Origin of the sequence: Prauserella marina (genome assembly GCF_002240355.1) — a bacterium.
In the GTDB taxonomy this organism is placed as follows: domain Bacteria; phylum Actinomycetota; class Actinomycetes; order Mycobacteriales; family Pseudonocardiaceae; genus Prauserella_A; species Prauserella_A marina.
Window position 1 is genome coordinate 3,348,743 of record NZ_CP016353.1, and the last position, 17,420, is coordinate 3,366,162.

The following is a 17,420-nucleotide window of genomic DNA, read 5'->3' on the forward strand; positions in this document are numbered from 1 at the left end:
GGGAGTCGTGGGCACGGTACGCAAGGTGAAGTGGACTACATCGTGGACGTGCGTACGCTGAGCTGGTGACCGAACCCGCGACGCGCAACGAGCGCAAGGAACGAACCCGGCGCGCGCTGCTCGACACCGCACTTGAATTGCTCACCGACCGGGGTTTCGCCGGGCTGAGCCTGCGCGAGGTGACCAAAGGCGCGGGCATCGTGCCGACGGCGTTCTATCGCCACTTCGCCTCGATGGACGACCTCGGCATCGCTCTGGTCGAGGAGTCGGCGCGCACGCTGCACGAGACGCTGCGGGCTGCCCGCCGCGCGCACGCCGCCTCCGGTGATGACGTGATCGCGGTGTCCGTGCGCACGTTGACCGAGCAGGTCCGCGCACACGAAGCCCACTTCCGGTTCCTCGCGCGGCAACGCTACGGCGGGACCGACGAGGTCGCGCGGGCGATCAACGTCGAGCTGCGGCTGTTCGCGAGCGGGCTCGCCGTCGACCTCGCCAGGTACGACTACCTCAGGGACTGGAGTAACGACGATCTGCACATGCTGGCCGGTCTCGTCGTGACGGCCATGCTCGGTACGGTGCTCGATCTGCTTGAGGCCCGCGGTGACGGCGAAGCGGAAGCCCGCGTCGCGGGGACCGCGCGCAAGCGGCTGAGGCTGATCGGTCTCGGGGTCCCGCGCTGGCGCAGCACGGGGGACTGACGGCTCAGAGCTGGATACCCCTGCTCAGCGCGCCGTCCGCGAGCAGGTTGGTGCCGGTGATGAAGGAGGCGAGCGGGCTGGCGAGCATCGTGACGGCGTAGGCGATTTCTCTCGGCTCCGCCATCCGTCCCGTCGGGTTGAGCGCGAGAGCTTCCCGGTACAGCTCGGGATTGTCGTGCTCGATCCGGTTCCACACGCCACCGGGAAAGAACGTGTTACCCGGCGAGACACTGTTGGCGCGGATGCCTTTTCCCGCGAGCTGGCAGGCGAGACTGTGCGTGTAGTGCACGATCGCGGCCTTCATCGGCCCGTACGCGGGCGCGGCGAAGTCGGTCTCCCTTCCCGACACGCTGGACACCGCGATGACCGACGGCGATTCGCTGCGTTCCAGGTGTGGCATCGCGGCCTCGACGAGCCGCACTGTGTGCATCAGGTCGACCTGGAAGCTGGTTTGCCAGTGTTGCTCGGTCGGGCCGATGGCCAGCGCGCTGACGTTGGCTACGACGATGTCGATGCCGCCGAGTTCGTCGGCCGAGCGCTCGACCCAGCCGGTCAGGTCGTCGCGGTCGGCGACGTCCACCGCCGCGCCGAGCACCCTTCCCTTGCGTTGTGCCAGTTCGTCGACGGTATTGCGCACGTCCGAGTCGGTCCTCGCGCAGAACGCGACCGAGACTCCCTCATCGGCGAGCATGTCGACGGTGGCTTTCCCGATGCCTTTCGTTCCGCCCGTGACGAGGGCGCGAAGCCCGTCAAGCTGAAGATCCATGATCGTCGCTCCTCATATTCTCGCTTGCTCGCGAAGGTAACGGTGCATGCCTCCGTAGGCCCTGCCCTTTGGCAGCAGTCGTTTGGCGACTTTGGTGACCGCGCTGTAGTTCGCGTCGACCACATTGGCCAGTGGGGCCTCACTGATCTGGGTGAGCAACTGGTAGGCGTCGAGCCGGTCGAGGCCGTAGAGCTCCCGCAACCAGTCGATCATGCCGACCTGGCTGGCCCGCCACGCGTCTTCGAGAGGGCGTGCCGAGCCGACGACGACGTAGTGCTCGTCCTGCTCGATCCGGGGCCACAGCGGGGCTTTTCCCTTGATCAGTTCGACGATGAGCGTCACGTTCATCGCGCCTTCGACGGCGGTGCCACATGCCTCGCCCTCACCCTGGCGGTAATGCCCGTCGCCGACGGAGAACAACGCGCCCTCGACGTTCACCCCGAGGTAGCAGGTCGCGCCCGCGCGCATTTCCGGCGTGTCCATGTTGCCGCCGAACATGTCGGGTACGAGCGAGGTGCGCACCTCACGTCCCGCTGGCGCGACCCCGACGGTGCCCAGCATCGGTTCGAGGGGCAGGTCCAGCCGCAAGTCACCGTGCAACGCCTCGAAGACGACGACCTCTCTTTCCCTGTCGACCTGGTAGATCCAGGTGAGATCGGGCAGCGGGTCGTGCAGCAGCGCGGTGCGCTCGGTCGTGCTGAGCCCGCCGAAGAACGGGATGGTCGCCGAGGCTGCCCAATCCCGCGCCGGTTCGAGATCGACGAAGTGGATGGCGAGCGTGTCGCCGGGTTCGGCGCCCTCGACGTAGAACGGGCCGGTTTGCGGGTTGACCTCACGCATGTCGAGTGCTTCGCCTGGCCGGTCGCTGGGACTGCGCAACCGCCCGCTGAACGCGTCCTCGGTCCACAAGCGCATCAGGGTTCCCGGTTTGATCCTGAGGATCGGGTCTACGCCACCGAAAGTCCAGGCGTACTGCTCCTTCGTCGGCGCGAACTCGATGACGTCCATCCGTGTCTCCTCACCGTGGCCGGTCGGTTGATCGTCCCTCGCCAGCCAGGTGCTGACAACCGTTCGCCGCTCGCCAGTGCCTTTTCCGGGGGTATCGAACGGGTACCGTGACGGTGTCGTCCACGCTGTCCGAAGAGCCGATCAGAAAGCGAGTGATCCAGCGGATGCCCCTGATCTTTCATGTCGCGGGAACCGGTGAGCGGCTGACGGTGAGTCCGGAGCGGCTCGTCATCGCGGGATACACCGCGAAGGACGAGACCTCGGTGGCCGCGCACATCGCCGAACTGGCCGAAATCGGCGTTCCCGCGCCGCCGAGTGTTCCGGCCTTCTACGACCTCGATCCGGCGTTGCTGACCCCGGAACCGGTCGTGGAGGTGAGCGGCGCCAAGACCTCCGGCGAGGTCGAGCCGGTCATCATCCGGCACGAGGGCAGGTTCTTCCTCGCGGTCGGTTCCGACCACACCGACAGGGAGATCGAGCGGACCGGTATCGCCGAGTCCAAAGCGGCCTGTCCGAAGCCCGTCGGTGGCACTGTCGCGGATATCGGCTCCGTACGCTCCGGTCTGTCCACTCTGGACTGGGATGGGGTGCTCGCCGAAGCCGACGTGGACGGGCAGCCGTACCAGAAGGGCGCTATTTCCACGCTGCGGTATCCGTCGGAGCTGCTGGAGCGCATGACCGCGACGCTCGGTGAGGTCACCGGCGACCTGGTGTTGTTCTGCGGCACACTCCCGTTGCCCGGCGGCCGGTTCGAGTACGGCACGTCCTGGCGTATCCGAGTCGAGCTGCCTGACGGGACGGCGCTGTCCCACGCGTATGAGGCCACGCCACCGAGCGGCTGAAGCACGAACGCGGGATCTCGCGTGCCCGAGCGGGAGGAATCGCGGAGGTCAGGCTTCGCCGGCTTCGGCGCTCCACGGCAGCCGGACCTGGAACCGGGTGTCGCCCGGCTCAGAGGTCATCCGCAGGTCACCGTGGTGCTTGTTGACCACGATCCGCCACGAGATGTCCAGTCCGAGGCCGGTGCCCTCGCCGACGGGTTTGGTGGTGAAGAACGGATCGAAGATGCGGGTGCGGATGTCCTCGGCGATCCCGGGGCCGGTGTCGCCGATTTCGACGAGCAGCCGGTCGCCGTCGGCCGAGGTCCGCACGGTCAAGGTTCCTTCACCGGCCATGGCGCTGACCGCGTTGTCGATGAGGTTGGTCCACACCTGATTGAGTTCGGCCGCGTAGACCGGAACCGGTGGCAGCGTCCGGTCGTAGTCCTTGACGACGGCGATGCCGGTGCCGATCTTGCCTTCCAGCATGGTGAGCGTGCTGTCGAGTAGTTCGTGCACGTCGACGACGCGGTTGGGTGCCCGGTCGAGCTGGGAGTACTGCTTGGCGGCGCCGACGAGGGTCGAGACGCGGGTGGTCGAGTCCTCGATCTCGGTCATGAGCTGCTCGGTTTCTATCGTGTAGTTGAGCCAGCGAATCGCGCCCTCCAGCGTCGATCCGCTCGCCGGAGCACCGGCCGCCTGGATGGTCGTGGCGACCCTGTCCAGCCAGCGCGGGTCCAAGCCCGCGGCCACGAAGGTCGGTGCGATGTCCCAGCTCGACCCGATGCCCCGCTCTTCGAGCCAGTCGGCGACGGCGTCTTCCTTGTCACCTGCCTCGATGGGACTGAGCACGGGAGCTTTCGCCGCGTGCTCGACGGCGTCCTCCTGCAACCGGATGAGCGCTTCGAGCGTGGCCCTGTCGTAGGGGCCTTGCGCGATGAGCCGCAGCTTCTGCCGCATGGCGGTGATGCGCTCGCGCAGCGCGCCGGTCGCCCGTACGGCGGCCGCGGCGGGGTTGTTGAGTTCGTGGGTCAGTCCCGCCGACAGCGATCCCAGCGCGAGCAGCCGTTCGCGCTGGGCGACGGCGGTGTGCGTGTTGCGCATGCCGAAGAACAGCCCTTCGAGCATGTGCGTGGCCATGGGGAACCATTCCCACATGAACGTGGCGAGTTTGCCTGCCTCCAGTACGTAGAACCGCGAGGGCGTGGTGACGGTGAGGGTGTTGTTGTAGACCTGCGGCACGCGGTCGCCGAGGTGGGCCTGGAACGCACCGGCGTAGACGCCGGGCCGGTCGGCGCGCTGGGTCTCGACGTCGGTGTCGCCCACGCGCCGGGACAGGGTCACCGCTCCCTCTACGAGCACGTAGAAGCAGCGGGCCCGCTCACCCTCGGTGTAGAGCACGCCGGGTTCGACGGTGATGACCTCACCTTCGGCGCACAGCCAGCCGAGCTGCTCGTCGCCGAGCTTTTCGAACAGGAACAGGGTGCGGAGTTCGGCAGGGTCGCAGACAGCCACGGTTACCGCCTTTCCAGGTAGCGGTGCACGAGCGCGACGGCCATGGCACCGTCGCCGACGGCCGAGGCGACCCGTTTCATGGAGTCGGCTCGCGCGTCGCCGGCGACGAACACCCCGGGGAGGCTGGTTTCCAGGTGGTAGGGCTCGCGGTCGAGATCCCAGCCCGCCGGCCTCCCGCCGTCCACGGCGAGATCGGGGCCAGCGAGCACGAATCCAGCCGCGTCGCGGGCCACGACCCCGTCGAGCCAATCGGTTCGCGGGGTGGCGCCGATGAAGACGAACAGCCACGACGAGTCGACGGCCCGCACGGCACCGCTCGGGGTGTGCCTGAGTTCGAGCCGTTCCAGGTGGCCGTTGCCGTGCGCCGCGACGACCTCGGTGCACGGCAGCACCTCGATGTTGGCCGTGCGGGAGATCTGCTCACTGAGGTAATGCGACATCGAGCTGGTCAGGGTGCGGCCGCGCAGCAGAATGGTCACCGAACGGGCCGTCCTCGCGAAATACACGGCGGCCTGTCCCGCGGAGTTGGCGCCGCCGACGACGTAGACGTCCTGGTCTGCGCAGTCGGGGGCCTCGGTGAGCGCCGAGCCGTAGAACACGCCCCTGCTGGTGAGTTCGCCGAGCCCCGGGGCGCCGAGCTGACGGTAGGACACACCGGTGGCGAGGATGATCGCGTGAGCGTGCAGTTCGCTGCCGTCGCTGAACCGCACGGCCCTCGCCGAACCCTTCGAACTCAGGCCGACGGCTTCCCGCGTGGTGAGCAGTTCCGCGCCGAACCTGCTCGCCTGCCTGCGGGCGCGGTCGGTGAGCTGGGAACCGGAGACCCCGTCGGGGAAGCCGAGGTAGTTCTCGATGCGGGAACTCTGCCCGGCCTGGCCGCCGGTCGCGGTGCGTTCCACGAGCACGGTCCGCAGCCCCTCCGACGCCGCGTAGACCGCGGCACCGAGCCCGGCCGGTCCTCCGCCGATGACGATGACGTCGTAGAAGTCGGTGGAAGGGGTCGTCGGCAACCCGACCCTGGTGGCGAGTTCGGCATCGGTGGGCGCGATGAGCGCTTCCCCGCCGGGGGTGACGATCACCGGCAGGGTGAGGCCGTCGGCACCCGCCGCGTCGAGCAAGCGCCGTCCCTCCGGCTCGTCGGCGAGATACCAACGGTAGGAAACCTGGTTGCGGGCCAGGAAGTCGCGCACCTCGTGGGAGCGGGCCGACCAGCGGTGCCCGACGATGCGGGTCTCGGTGACCGGACCGCGGTCGGAGCCGCGCCACGCCTCAAGCAGGCCGTCCACGACGGGGTAGAGCTTCTCCTCGGGCGGGTCCCACGGTTTGAGCAGGTAGTGGTCGAGGTCGACGAGGTTGATGGCGTCGATGGCGGCGCCGGTGTCGGCGTAGGCGGTGAGCAGCACGCGCCGTGCCGAGGGAAAGACGTCCATCGCCTGTTCGAGGAATTCGACCCCGGTCATGTCCGGCATCCGGTAGTCGGCCAGCAGTACCGCGACCTGCTCGCCGCGCAACGTCAGCTCGCGCAGCGCCTCAAGGGCCTGCACCGCGGATTCGGCCCTGACGATGCGGTTGTCCTGCCCGTAGCGGCGCCGCAGGTCGCGCGCCACCGCCCTGGAGATGCCGGGATCGTCGTCGACCGTGAGGATCACGGGCCGGGTCCTGGCGAGTGTTTCGGTCACGGCGTCGAGTATGCCCGTGACGGCGCGGCATGGCGTGGGCCAAAAGACCGTTCCGGGGCGTCGCGGCGGCGAATAGTTCGGCAGTTCAGGTGACGCGGCAACGCGCACACCGGCGCGAACGCTTTTATTCTTTTTCCATGTCCACAGAGGAAAAGGCATCCGCTCTGCTCAACGGGACTCACGTCGCGCTCGGCGGGCGATACGACCTCGCACGCGAGCGGGCCGTGGACGGCGAGCACGAGCGAAGGAGGCGGCTCGGGGTCTTCACATGGTTGTTCTGGGTCATCCTCGGATTCGTCGGCGGCTACTTCGCCGTGTACTTCCTTTCCCTTTTCGGGATCGCCGACTTCGGTTTCGACCAGGCGGCCGAACTGTTCAACGTGATCACGATCGCCATCGCGATCATCGCGTTCAGCCTCGCCTTCTACAGCCTGTACGCCAGCACCTCGGAGGACGACCCCGGCAGGACCTCTGCCGCTGCCGTGCCGTCACCGGAGGCCGCTGTCGCCGCCGTGCGGGAGGAAGAGCTGGTGCGCCGCCTTGCCTCGATCGAGCGGAAACTCGACGCGCTCGGCAAGGCAGGCGTGCCGAGCGCGCGTGAGCCTCGCTGAGCCGCCCGGCGTGGGTGGTTCAGCGAGGCTCCGCCCGGTTTCAGATGATGTCCCTTCGGCGGAAGAGCCAGGCACCGAGCAAGGTGAACCCGATGAGGTAGGCCGCGATCACGAGGGTGGCCTGCGGCGCGGCGGCGAGCGCATCGACCCCTGGGGTGCCTCGTGGCGCGCCCAGCGCGGCGACCAGCGATCCCGCGTTCGGCCCGGGCAGGCCCAGTTGCAGGTCGGCGACCCAATCCAGCAGGGGAGCCGCGACGACGGCGAGCAGATTCTGCACCGCCAGCAGCCACACCAGCCCGAGACCGATGGGCAGCGCGACCCCTCGGAACGCGACCGCGAGCACGACGCCGAGCATGGCCCACATGGTGATGATCAGCCAGCCACCACCCGCTCCGAGCAGGACCGTGGACACCGAGGGCCAGTGCGGCGGCTGATCCTTGAGCACGCCGACGAGTGCCGCTGCCGCCGCGCCCGTGGCCAGCAACGTCATGATCGACACGAGTGTTCCCAGCGTCAGCACGGCGATCTTGGCCGCGAGGACGGTGAACCTGCTCGGCCCTTGCGCGAGAACCGTTTTCCAGCTTTCCCAGTTGTATTCGCTGCCCGCGACGAGAACGCCGAAGATCATGGCGAGCGCGCCGAGGAACAACGGGGTGCCCGCGATGACGTTGCCGACGAACGCGGGCGGCAGCATCGCCGCGACACCCCTTCCGTTCGTGACCCCCGCTGGAGTGTCGGCGAGCCCGAGGTAGGGGATGAGGTAGGCGAAGGTGAGCGTGAGGAACACCGCGACGGCCAGCAGCAGCCAGTGTGCGGGCCGCTTTCGTTGTTTGATCAGCTCGGCCCTGATGTTGGTGGCGAGGTCAGTGCGCATGGGGGTCGCCTCCGCTTCCGGTGAGTTCGAGGAACGTGCGTTCGAGGTCCGGTTCGCAGCGGTGCAGTTCCCGCACGGCGAGTCCGGCGTTGACGAGCTCGGCGTTGATGCGCGGCACCATGTCGTCGGTGGTGTCGAGGTAGAGCGCGTCGCCGTCCTCGGTGATCCGGTCGGCGCCGATCATGGCCGCGACGCGTTCGCGCGCGGCGGGAAGCGGATCGGCGATCACGCGCAGTCCGGCCGAGGACAACTCGGCGACCGACAGCTGCGAGACGAGCCTGCCGGCCGAGATCATGCCGACGCGGTCGCAGATCTGCTGCACCTCACCGAGCAGGTGACTGGACAGCAGCACGGTACGGCCGTCGTCGGCGAGCCGTCGGATGGTGGCGCGAATGTCGGCCATCCCGGCGGGGTCGAGTCCGTTGGTGGGTTCATCGAGGATGAGCAGCGCCGGATCCTTGAGCAGCGCGGCGGCGAGCCCGAGTCGTTGTTTCATGCCGAGGGAGTAGGTGCCATAGCGGTCACCCGCTCTGTCGGCGAGGTCCACGATGCGCAGTACGGTGGCGACCCTGCGGGAATCGGCACCGGCGTGGGCGGCGAGGACGCGCAGGTTGTCGCGCCCGGAAAGGTAAGGATAAAAGGCGGGGCCTTCGATGAGCGCGCCGACCCGGTCGAGGTAGTGGGGGCCGGGCACGGCACCGAACAGCCGGATGGTGCCCGAGGTCGGCTTGATGAGGCCGAGCAGCATGCGCAGCGTGGTCGTCTTGCCCGCTCCGTTGGGGCCGAGAAAGCCGTACACCTCGCCGGTGCGGACGGTGAGGTCGAGGTCGGTCACCGCGGTGATGGGACCGTAGCGTTTGGTCAGTGCGCTGGTTTCGACGGGACTGGTCATGGTCGCGGCTTTCGTTCGCTGGTGAAGGTGGTTCCATCCTTGGCCTCGCCGAGGGGCGCGTCGTCGGCCGGTGAGCGTGTCTTGCCGCTACGTCGGAGCGCGTAGCCGCGAGTGTCTTCCTGCCGTCGTGCTTCGGTGGGATGACCCACGAAAGGCTCACACCTGCGGTAATGGCCCGTCGTAGCCCGGCGCGCACCCGTCCGCGCGCCTAGCCTGCGAGCACATTCATGTATCGGCACGGAAAACGTTCATCGGGGTGCGAGGTAAGAGTGCGGACTTCCCGGAAATTGCCCCTGCTGGCTGTGGTGGCGCTGGCGCTGCTGTGGCTGATCCTGTCCGGCAGGGAAGACGAAGGTCAGGACACTCGGGTGTCGGAGGGGCGAGCGGGGGAACAGGGCACGCAAAAGGAAACCCCCGAACCCGAGCAGCGTCCAGGTCGCCCGATCGGCGATGGGTCCACGTCGGACACCGGCGCTCAGCCCGGCCGCATGGAGGTGAGCAAACTGGCTCCCGGCCAGCGGCCGCCGCAGTTCGTCGTGTTCTCCTGGGACGGCGCGGGGGAGGACGATCAGGCGCTGTTCTCCCATTTCCGCGAGGTCGCCAAGGAAACCAACGCGAACATGACGTTCTTCCTCAGCGGCATCTACCTGCTGCCGGAGTCCGAACGCGACCGTTACCGTCCGCCAGGCAAGCCCGTCGGTGCTTCGGACATCGGCTACCTCGGTGACGCCGAGATCCGTGCGACGCTCAAGCAGCTTCGGGGCGCCTGGCTGGAGGGGCACGAGATCGGGACGCACTTCAACGGGCATTTCTGCGGCCCCAGTGGTGGCTCATCATGGTCCGAACAGGACTGGATCAGCGAAACCGAGCAAGCCCGCGAATTGGTGCAGACCTGGCGGACGACGACGGGATTCACCGACATTCCGCCGCTGCCCTTCGATTATTCGAAGGAACTGATCGGTGGCAGGGCACCCTGTCTCGAAGGCCAGCAGGCGTTGTTGCGCGCCGCGCCGAAGCTCGGTTTCCGCTACGACGCGAGCTCTCCTGGCGGGCACCAGATGTGGCCGCAGAAGGTCAACGGGATCTGGGACCTCCCGCTGCAACAGCTTCCCTTCCCCGGCAACTCCTTCGAAGTGCTGTCGATGGACTACAACATCATGTACAACCAGTCGCAGACCACGACCGGCAGCAAGGCCAAGCACGCCACGTGGGAAGACCAGGCATACGAGACCTTCATGGGCGGCTTCGAAAGGGCCTACGAAGGCAACAGGGCACCACTGCTCATCGGCAACCACTTCGAGTCGTGGAACGGCGGCATCTACATGAAGGCCATCGAGCGCACGATGCGTTCGGTGTGCACCAAACCGGAAGTGCGCTGCGTGAGTTTCCGCGACCTTGTCGACTGGCTCGACGCGCAGGACCCCAAGGTGCTGGCCAAGCTCTCCGAGTTGCAGGTCGGCGCGAAGCCCGACTGGGCGAGCTATCTCGCGGGGCCCCAGGACAAGCCGACGCCCTCGACGCCGCCGAAGGGCCCGGAGACGGCCAAGGCCGGTGTTCCCCGCAGGGGCGGGCGCAGGCTCGGCGACCGCGCGGTCTGGGTGCGGCGCAACTAGGACCGGAGTGTGCCGGGGGCGCGGACGGCCCCCGGCACACCGGGGATCACTCGAAGCGGCCGGGGTCTCCCGCGCCTCGGCGCACGATTTCCGGTTCGCCGGAGGAGAAGTCGACGACCGTGGTGGGTTCGGTGCCGCAGTCACCGGAGTCGATCACCGCGTCGAGTACGTGGTCGAGTTCTTCCTTGATCTCCCAGCCCTGGGTCAGCGGCTCGGCTTCTCCCGGCAGCAGCAGCGTGCTCGACAACAGCGGCTCGCCGAGCTCTGCCAGCAGAGCTTGGGTGGTGACGTGGGCGGGGATGCGCACGCCGACCGTTTTCTTCTTGGGGTGCAGCAGCCTGCGCGGCACTTCCTTGGTGGCGGGCAGGATGAACGTGTAGCTGCCGGGGGTGGCCGCCTTGATGGCCCTGAACACGTTGTTGTCGATGTGCACGAGTTGACCGAGCTGGGCGAAATCGCGGCAGACGAGGGTGAAATGGTGCCGCGCGTCGAGGTGCCTGATGGTGGTGATCCGTTCGACGCCGTCCTGGTTGCCTGGCCGGCAACCGAGCGCGAAGCACGAGTCGGTGGGATAGGCGATGAGTCCGTTGTCGCGGATGATCTCGGCAACCTGCTTGATCGCCCTTGGTTGCGGGTTGTCGGGGTGCACGTCGAAGTACTTCGCCATCCGTGCAGCATAGGGTGATCGGCTCGCGCCGACGATCGGGGAAGCCGGTCAGTCGTCGCGTCACCGACCGAGGGACCCAGCCCCGAGTGGGATGGGACACCGGCGATGGAGCGATGAGTCGCGGCGCTCGGTGCCGTATATCCGGGTGTTCACATCGATCACCAGGAGGTCACCGGATGTCTCGACTGCTCGCCTACGAATTCTTGTCCCTGGACGGCCACTTCGAGGGTCCAGAGGGGCACGAGATGGATTTCGTCACCCAGCGATTCAGCAGGGGAATCGAGGAAGACCTGGCCGCCCAGTACGGCGAGGTCGGGGCTTTCGTCATGGGCCGCACGACATTCGATTCGCTCGCCGGGTACTGGCCGACCGCCGCCGCGGCGCGGGAGTACTTGGTCGACTACATGAACGCGATACCGAAACTGGTCGTTTCGAACAAGACGGACGTGTCCGCGTGGCCCAACTCCGAACACCTCGGCCCGGATTGGTTGTCCGCGCTGGCTGAACGCAAGAGGAAGGACTCGGCCGATCTCATGATCATCGGATCGGCCTCGGTGGTGCGGGAGCTGACGGCCCGCCGCTTGATCGACGAGTACCGCATCTTGCTCTTTCCCCGCGTGCTCAGTACCGGACGTCCGTTGTTCGCCGCCGGCAAGGAGGGAATCGAACTCACCCTCACCGACCTCCGCAGGCACGAGCACGGCGTCCTTGAGCTGCGCTACCAGCCGACCGGCGGCCCCGATTCGGCAGCGGAGCCGCCACGCCTCAGTTGACGGCGGGGCCGGACTCGGTGAGCACACCCTCCTTGAGCGCGACTCTGCGGTCGGCGATGCGGTGCACCTGGGCGTCGTGGGTCGCCACGATCACCGCGGCCCCCTCGTCCGCGCAGCGGCGTAGCAACGCGAGCACGGCGGGTGTGGTCCCGGCGTCCAGGTGCGCGGTCGGCTCGTCGGTGAGCAGGACCGTCGGCCGCGCGGCGACCGCTCTGGCCAGCGCGGCCCGCTGCTGCTGTCCGAAAGACACTTCGAGCGGGTAGCGGTCACCGAGCTGATCGATGCGCAGTTCGGTCAGCAGCGCGTTCACCCGGGCTGTCACGGCCGTCGAGTCGACCGACCGCGCTCCACCACGCAGCCGCAGTGGCAGCGCCACGTTCTCGGCGATGGTCAGCTCGCCCGCGAGCCCCAGCGCCTGCGGCAGGACCGCGCACGTCGTCCACGGGGTGTCCGCGCCGATCGGCTCACCGTCGAACAGCACTGTCCCCGAGTCCGGCGCGTCGAAACCGCACAGCAGGGCCAGCAGCGAACTCTTGCCCGAACCCGACCGGCCGGACACCGTCACCAGCTCCCCGCCCCGGACGCTGAGTTCCAGTCCGCGCAACACGTCGACGTCGCCGCCTGGGTGCGGGAAGCTGCGGCGCAGTCCGGTGACCCGCAGCGCGGCGGCCCGGTACTGGCCGGTCTCAGTACCGGTACTGGTCGAGGTCATGTTCCCGCACTCCTTCCAGCCGCCCGTCACGAAGCAGCGCCACCCTTGATGCCAGTTCGATGAGCCGCTCGTCGTGTGAGGTCGCCAGCACGGCGTAGTCCTGGCCGACGAGGTAGCGCACGGTGTCCAGCACGAGATCCGCCGAGGCTTCGTCGAGTTGCGAGGTCGGTTCGTCGGCCAGGATCACCGCGCACTGGCGGGCAAGCGTGCAGCCGAACGCGAGCCGTTGTTGCTGGCCTCCCGACAATGCCGATACCCGCCACGATCCGGTGCCGTCGAGACCGAGCCTGCCGAGGATGTCCTCGGGTTCACAGCGCTGACCGGCCGACTGGGCGGCGGCCCGCAGGTTGTCGGCCACGTCGAGGTGTTCGAAGAGGTTGTCGATGGGATTCTGGAAAACCAGGCCGAGCTGGTCGCGCCGCAGTGCCCTTCGCTGCCGGTTGTTCAGTGTTCCCACGTCGGTGCTGGCGAAGGTGAGGTCACCGCGGGCGGGCCGTTCGAACAGCCCGAGCACCCGGAGCAACGTGGACTTGCCCGAACCGGAAGGGCCTGCCAGCACGGTCAGACCGGTGCGCGGGATGTCGAGGGTGATGTCGTGCACGCCGGTCACGGTGCCTGCCGGGGTGCTGTAGTCGACGCCGACGCCTTCGAGCCGGTAGATCGGTGGTGGTTCAAGCACGAAGCAGCTCCGCGGTTCTGGCGGTACGCACCGAACGCACCGCGATCCAGCCTGCCAGCGCGACGATCAGCGCACCGGCCACGATCACCGAGGCCACGAACGGCGTCAGGTTGGGCAGTTCGGAGCGGGGCGCGAGCCAGCGCGCGGGATCGAACCTGCGCACGGAAACTCCGGCGACGGTCACCCCGCAGATGACTCCGGTGACCACGGCCAGCCCGGCCAGCGCGCCCAGTTCGATGAGGTGACTGCCCAGCAGCGCGCGTGGCCGCATGCCCATTCGCACCACCAGCGCGCCCGCGAGCGCGTTCTGCCTTCGCCGCGTCTCGACGGCCACCAGCAGTGCCAGCACAGCCACGACGCCGAGCACGGCACCGAGCACGGTGACGAACGAGAACGTCCAGCCCACGACATAGAAGGGCAGCGCGTCGAGCGCGGTGTCGGTGCTGACGCCGTTGGCGTGGCTGAGACCCGCGTGGTTGAACGCCGCCGTCAGCACCGGCAACGGGGAGGCCGACAGCACGATCCATTCCGGAATGGCGTCGAGCTGTTCCTGGGTGAGCGACTGCCGGGAAATCACGTAGCCGGGCTCGGCACCGATGAGCGGGAACACGCCGAGATCGGCGACCGGCATGGCATCGGGAAGCCCGGGCAGCTCGGCGCTTTGCGAATCGGTGTGCCCGACCCTGAGCGCGGGAATCGTGCCCGCCGAGGCGCCGTCGAGTCTGCTGAGCAGGCCACGCAGCTCCTCGCGGTCGATGGCCGACGCCGTGGACGCTGTCGACACGGCGTTCTCGAACGTCGCGGGATCCACCACGAGCACGACGCTGCCGGTGCCGGTGAGTTTGCCCGCGACGGTGCTGGTGTCGCGCACGTCGGCGGGCAGCGCCTTGGCGCCGAGCCCGACCGGGGTCTCGGTGTTCATCCGGGAATTCGCGCCGACCAGCGTCGCCGACTTCACCTCAAGCGACTGGCGTTGCCCCGTGGCGATCGACGTGCCGACGGCGAGTGTGCCGACCGCGAGGACACCGATCACCAGCACACCGGTCACCGGGGCCCGCGCGCTGGCGAGCCTGCGGATGGCGAGTTGGAGGGCGGGTTTGGACCAGAACCTGGCCCTGTGCGAGGCGTGCAGCGCCAGCCAGGCGATTCTCGACGCGAGCAGGCCGACGGTGAGCACCACCGAAACCGGATAGGTCAAGGCGAGCGGATCGACCTGGGGGAGCGGGTCGGCACTGCTGGAGGAACCACCGTAGGCGGCGAGCCTGGTCCAGCCGAGCACGGCGAATCCAGCGGTGAGGATCTCCCACGGGAAGAACGCGACGATCCGCCAGCCATGCCGGTTCGGCGCGATCCTGCCGAGCTGGAATTCGCGGTGCGCGCGGAAACCGACCACCCCGATCAGCAGCACGACCGAGGCGACGAGCACTCCCGCGCCGACCCCCGCGCCGAGCCAGACCGCACCGGGATCGATCATCCCGCCAGGCCCGTACGCGGGAAGCAGTGCCCGCGCGGTCACCATGCCCGCCGCGCCACCGAGCACGATCGGCAGCCCGACTTCGAACGCGGCGAGCAGGCCGATGGCGGCCGGGCCTGCTCCCCGCGAGGACACCAGCCGGACCTGGCTGTGCCGTCGCTGATACCACTGCAATCCGACGGTGGCGATGCCGCCGCAGCCGACCAGCACACTCAGCACGGCAAGCGGCAGGATGGAGAACAGGACGTTGCCCTGCGCCTGCGTGGCGATCTCCATGGACCGTTCGAAGGGAATCGCGCCGGGCAGGATGTCGCCGATGCCTTGCGCTTCGAGGTCGGCTCGCACCGCGGCGATGAGCGCTTCGGAACGGTCGACCCTGTCCTTGGCTTCGCCGAGGGTGCCCGGCGGGCCTTCGGGGAAGGTGATGCTCAGCCGCTCCAGCGACTCGAAGTCCCCGGTGATCGAGTCGAAAGTGGACCGGTCGGTGGCGAAGAGCACCGATCCGGTCAAGGTGTCCACGAGCCGGTTCTGCACGGCGAGATCCTGCACCGAACACCACTCGCGGGGCGCCGGGTTGTACAGGTCCTCGTAGATCCCGGTGACCGGAGGCAGCGCGCCCTGCTGACCGCGCGTGCCGACGCCGATGTCCTTGGCGTGGGCCAGATCCCGCCCCATCCACAGCCCCGGCTTCGCGCTGCCGTCCATGAGCCGCAGCTGATCGGTGCCGCCGTCGCGGTAGGCGATCCGTGTCCGGTATGTGTCGCCGTCGAACTCCAGCGTGGTGACACCGGTGAACAGCGACACGATCGGCTTTCCGAACCCGTGCTCTGCCGCGTGCCGCCCGACGGTGTCGGTGAGCACGGGGACCATCGCCGGTTCCACGCGTGGTTTGGTGAACGAGGGCCCGTATCCGTCGGGACAGACCTTGTCGGTCTGGTGCCCTACGGTCGCTCCCGCTGCCGAGGACGAATGCAGAACCGCCGCCATGGCGAGAAAACACGTCAGCAGCGCGGTGACCGCGGCGACGACGATCGTGAGCGGGCTGGACAGCCCCGCTCTCGGCGCTGTGCGCCACGGCAGCGTGGCGAGCGTCGTGGCAAAACCCCGTCGCTTTGGCATGCGGCAGAACGTACCCCAAACGTGTCATGGCAAGCCGAAAAACTGTCAGCTATCGCTCTCCGTCCACCAGTTCTGCCCCGAAGGAGGCAAAGTCGAGATCGGGTCGTAATACGGATAGCGGCGCCGCAATGCCTCGGGGTCGGCGTGTTCGATACCCGTGCGGTAGTTCTTCGTCCAGTACGAGATCCCGCGTTCCCTGTCGTACTCGGCGAGTTGATGCACCCAGCGCTTGCCGACATAGGGCACGTCGCACACGATCCTCGGCGTCGCGTAGCCGGGCAGGTAACCCATGATCCCGTGCTGGAGTTCCTGCGCCTCCCACACCGCCAGCCGCCAATGCTCGGCATGGGGAATCATGTCGCACAGGTAGAAGTAGTACGGCAGGATGTTCGCCTCGCCCTGGAGCGCGAAGCACAGGTCCAGCAGGTCGGCCGTCGTCGCGTTCACCCCGCGCAGCAGCACTCCCTGATTGCGGACGTCGCGCACGCCGACCTCCAGCGCGGTGCGCGCCGCCTCCGCCACGAGCGGCGTCACCGATTGCGCGTGGTTGACGTGCGTGTGGATCGCGAGGTTCACGCCCCGCCGCCTCGCCGTTCCTGCGACCCTCGCCAGCCCCTCGACGACCTTGGGCTGCAACCAATGCTGCGGTAGCCCGGCCAGCGCCTTGGTGGCCAGCCGGATGTCGCGCACGGTCTCGATGTCGAGCAACCGCATCAGGAACGTCTCCAGCTGGTGCCATGGCACGTTGGCCACGTCGCCACCGGAGACCACCACGTCGCGCACGCCTGGAGTGCGCTGAAGATAGCCGATGATCGCGTCCTGGCGGTCGACCGGCTTGAGGGCGAGCTTGTGCTTGCTGACCTGCTCCGTGGAGTTGCCGACCAGGTCCATGCGCGTGCAGTGCCCGCAGTACTGCGGGCAGGTGGAGAGCAGTTCGGCGAGCACCTTGGTGGGGTAGCGGTGGGTCAGTCCCTCAGCGACCCACATTTCGGCCTCGTGAAGGGAGTCGCGTTCGGAATGCGGGTGACTCGGCCATCGCGGGTCCCTGTCCGAGCGCACCGGCAACATGTAGCGCCGGATCGGGTCGGCGTAGAACGCCTCCGTCACGGCGGCGTCGTCGTCCCCGCCGCCAGGGGACAGCGGGCTCATCGTGTTGAGCATCTGCGGCGGCAACAACATCGACATGGTCGCGAGCTGTCGCTGATCGGCGAGCAGATCGTCGTAGAAGGACTCCTTGAGCAGATCACCCATGACGGCACGCAGTTGCTTGATGTTGCGGACACAGTGGACGCGCTGCCACTGCGCGTCCCTCCACTGGGCTTCGGTGACGTCCCGCCAGCCGGGGAAACGGCGCCAGTCGGGTTCGGCCAACTCGGCACGGCGGTACTCGTAGGGCTGGTCGGCCCTGGTGGTCACCGCGGCAGCAGGTTCCTGGATCGCAGTCACTTCTGCTCCTCAAATCGGAAACGACGTGAAAATATCCTGTCATATCGTCATCAAGACGCAAAATATCTCGCCACGG

At 68.0% G+C, this 17,420-nt stretch carries 16 protein-coding genes; 5 read left to right on the top strand and 11 right to left on the bottom strand.

What is annotated here, in order from left to right; genetic code table 11:
* The first annotated feature begins 65 nt into the window (after window positions 1-65).
* Window positions 66-698 (top strand): TetR family transcriptional regulator, encoded by a 633-nt coding sequence (locus tag BAY61_RS15660; RefSeq protein ID WP_091804442.1) that lies wholly within the window; start codon window positions 66-68, stop codon window positions 696-698.
* A 4-nt stretch (window positions 699-702) separates the two neighbouring features.
* Here the strand turns inward: BAY61_RS15660 and BAY61_RS15665 are convergent, their stop codons facing one another.
* Window positions 703-1,464 (bottom strand): SDR family NAD(P)-dependent oxidoreductase, encoded by a 762-nt coding sequence (locus BAY61_RS15665; RefSeq protein ID WP_091804445.1) that lies wholly within the window; start codon window positions 1,462-1,464, stop codon window positions 703-705.
* A 12-nt stretch (window positions 1,465-1,476) separates the two neighbouring features.
* Window positions 1,477-2,472 carry an acetamidase/formamidase family protein gene (locus tag BAY61_RS15670; protein ID WP_091804448.1) on the bottom strand — a complete coding sequence of 332 codons (996 nt, stop codon included), beginning with the start codon at window positions 2,470-2,472 and terminating at the stop codon, window positions 1,477-1,479.
* A 107-nt stretch (window positions 2,473-2,579) separates the two neighbouring features.
* Here BAY61_RS15670 and BAY61_RS15675 point away from each other — a divergent pair, with 107 nt between their 5' ends.
* A complete protein-coding gene (locus BAY61_RS15675; protein ID WP_245866136.1) occupies window positions 2,580-3,314 on the top strand; it encodes a DUF2848 family protein in 735 nt (244 codons plus the stop codon).
* A gap of 48 nt (window positions 3,315-3,362) precedes the next feature.
* On the opposite strand, the gene BAY61_RS15680 is transcribed toward BAY61_RS15675, so the two are convergent.
* Window positions 3,363-4,805, bottom strand: a complete 1,443-nt coding sequence (locus BAY61_RS15680) for an ATP-binding protein (RefSeq protein WP_091804451.1) — start codon at window positions 4,803-4,805, stop codon at window positions 3,363-3,365.
* Window positions 4,806-4,807: 2 nt separating this feature from the next.
* A complete protein-coding gene (locus tag BAY61_RS15685; protein WP_245866138.1) occupies window positions 4,808-6,484 on the bottom strand; it encodes an NAD(P)/FAD-dependent oxidoreductase in 1,677 nt (558 codons plus the stop codon).
* 137 nt (window positions 6,485-6,621) lie between these two features.
* Between BAY61_RS15685 and BAY61_RS15690 the strand changes: the two genes are divergently transcribed.
* Window positions 6,622-7,095, top strand: a complete 474-nt coding sequence (locus BAY61_RS15690; RefSeq protein ID WP_091804457.1) for a hypothetical protein — start codon at window positions 6,622-6,624, stop codon at window positions 7,093-7,095.
* A gap of 40 nt (window positions 7,096-7,135) precedes the next feature.
* Here the strand turns inward: BAY61_RS15690 and BAY61_RS15695 are convergent, their stop codons facing one another.
* Both BAY61_RS15695 and BAY61_RS15700 read right to left on the bottom strand, forming a co-directional pair.
* Entirely contained in the window at window positions 7,136-7,969 is an 834-nt protein-coding gene (locus BAY61_RS15695; RefSeq protein WP_091804460.1) for an ABC transporter permease, read from the bottom strand.
* Window positions 7,959-8,861 carry an ABC transporter ATP-binding protein gene (locus BAY61_RS15700; RefSeq protein ID WP_091804463.1) on the bottom strand — a complete coding sequence of 301 codons (903 nt, stop codon included), beginning with the start codon at window positions 8,859-8,861 and terminating at the stop codon, window positions 7,959-7,961. Before BAY61_RS15700 ends, BAY61_RS15695 begins: the two co-directional genes overlap by 11 nt.
* A 269-nt stretch (window positions 8,862-9,130) precedes the next feature.
* Here BAY61_RS15700 and BAY61_RS15705 point away from each other — a divergent pair, with 269 nt between their 5' ends.
* On the top strand, window positions 9,131-10,474 hold the full coding sequence (locus BAY61_RS15705) for a polysaccharide deacetylase family protein (RefSeq protein WP_176879703.1): 1,344 nt from the start codon (window positions 9,131-9,133) through the stop codon (window positions 10,472-10,474).
* A gap of 46 nt (window positions 10,475-10,520) precedes the next feature.
* Here the strand turns inward: BAY61_RS15705 and BAY61_RS15710 are convergent, their stop codons facing one another.
* Window positions 10,521-11,141: an L-threonylcarbamoyladenylate synthase gene (locus BAY61_RS15710; protein ID WP_091804466.1), complete on the bottom strand. Its 621-nt coding sequence runs from the start codon at window positions 11,139-11,141 to the stop codon at window positions 10,521-10,523.
* A 176-nt stretch (window positions 11,142-11,317) separates the two neighbouring features.
* Here BAY61_RS15710 and BAY61_RS15715 point away from each other — a divergent pair, with 176 nt between their 5' ends.
* Window positions 11,318-11,914, top strand: a complete 597-nt coding sequence (locus BAY61_RS15715) for a dihydrofolate reductase family protein (protein ID WP_170140192.1) — start codon at window positions 11,318-11,320, stop codon at window positions 11,912-11,914.
* Here the strand turns inward: BAY61_RS15715 and BAY61_RS15720 are convergent.
* The 4 genes from BAY61_RS15720 to BAY61_RS15735 are packed head-to-tail and all read right to left on the bottom strand — an operon-like array spanning window position 11,907 to window position 17,344.
* The gene (locus BAY61_RS15720; RefSeq protein WP_091804471.1) at window positions 11,907-12,626 is read right to left on the bottom strand and encodes an ATP-binding cassette domain-containing protein; all 720 of its coding nucleotides are present in this window, start codon (window positions 12,624-12,626) and stop codon (window positions 11,907-11,909) included. The two genes, BAY61_RS15715 and BAY61_RS15720, sit on opposite strands and share 8 nt — an antisense overlap.
* Window positions 12,601-13,305: an ABC transporter ATP-binding protein gene (locus BAY61_RS15725; RefSeq protein WP_091804474.1), complete on the bottom strand. Its 705-nt coding sequence runs from the start codon at window positions 13,303-13,305 to the stop codon at window positions 12,601-12,603. The genes BAY61_RS15720 and BAY61_RS15725 overlap by 26 nt, the downstream gene beginning before the upstream one ends.
* Window positions 13,298-15,898, bottom strand: a complete 2,601-nt coding sequence (locus BAY61_RS15730; protein ID WP_091804477.1) for an ABC transporter permease family protein — start codon at window positions 15,896-15,898, stop codon at window positions 13,298-13,300. The genes BAY61_RS15725 and BAY61_RS15730 overlap by 8 nt, the downstream gene beginning before the upstream one ends.
* 45 nt (window positions 15,899-15,943) lie before the next feature.
* Window positions 15,944-17,344: a KamA family radical SAM protein gene (locus BAY61_RS15735; RefSeq protein ID WP_091804481.1), complete on the bottom strand. Its 1,401-nt coding sequence runs from the start codon at window positions 17,342-17,344 to the stop codon at window positions 15,944-15,946.
* Window positions 17,345-17,420: the final 76 nt, after the last annotated feature.

Excerpts from the sequence above, each read along its gene's own strand:
- BAY61_RS15665 (WP_091804445.1), bottom strand. The coding sequence starts at position 1,464 with ATGGATCTTCAGCTTGACGGGCTTCGCGCCCTCGTCACGGGCGGAACG.
- BAY61_RS15670 (WP_091804448.1), bottom strand. The coding sequence starts at position 2,472 with ATGGACGTCATCGAGTTCGCGCCGACGAAGGAGCAGTACGCCTGGACT.
- BAY61_RS15690 (WP_091804457.1), top strand. The coding sequence starts at position 6,622 with ATGTCCACAGAGGAAAAGGCATCCGCTCTGCTCAACGGGACTCACGTC.
- BAY61_RS15695 (WP_091804460.1), bottom strand. The coding sequence starts at position 7,969 with ATGCGCACTGACCTCGCCACCAACATCAGGGCCGAGCTGATCAAACAA.
- BAY61_RS15700 (WP_091804463.1), bottom strand. The coding sequence starts at position 8,861 with ATGACCAGTCCCGTCGAAACCAGCGCACTGACCAAACGCTACGGTCCC.
- BAY61_RS15710 (WP_091804466.1), bottom strand. The coding sequence starts at position 11,141 with ATGGCGAAGTACTTCGACGTGCACCCCGACAACCCGCAACCAAGGGCG.
- BAY61_RS15715 (WP_170140192.1), top strand. The coding sequence starts at position 11,318 with ATGTCTCGACTGCTCGCCTACGAATTCTTGTCCCTGGACGGCCACTTC.
- BAY61_RS15720 (WP_091804471.1), bottom strand. The coding sequence starts at position 12,626 with ATGACCTCGACCAGTACCGGTACTGAGACCGGCCAGTACCGGGCCGCC.
- BAY61_RS15730 (WP_091804477.1), bottom strand. The coding sequence starts at position 15,898 with ATGCCAAAGCGACGGGGTTTTGCCACGACGCTCGCCACGCTGCCGTGG.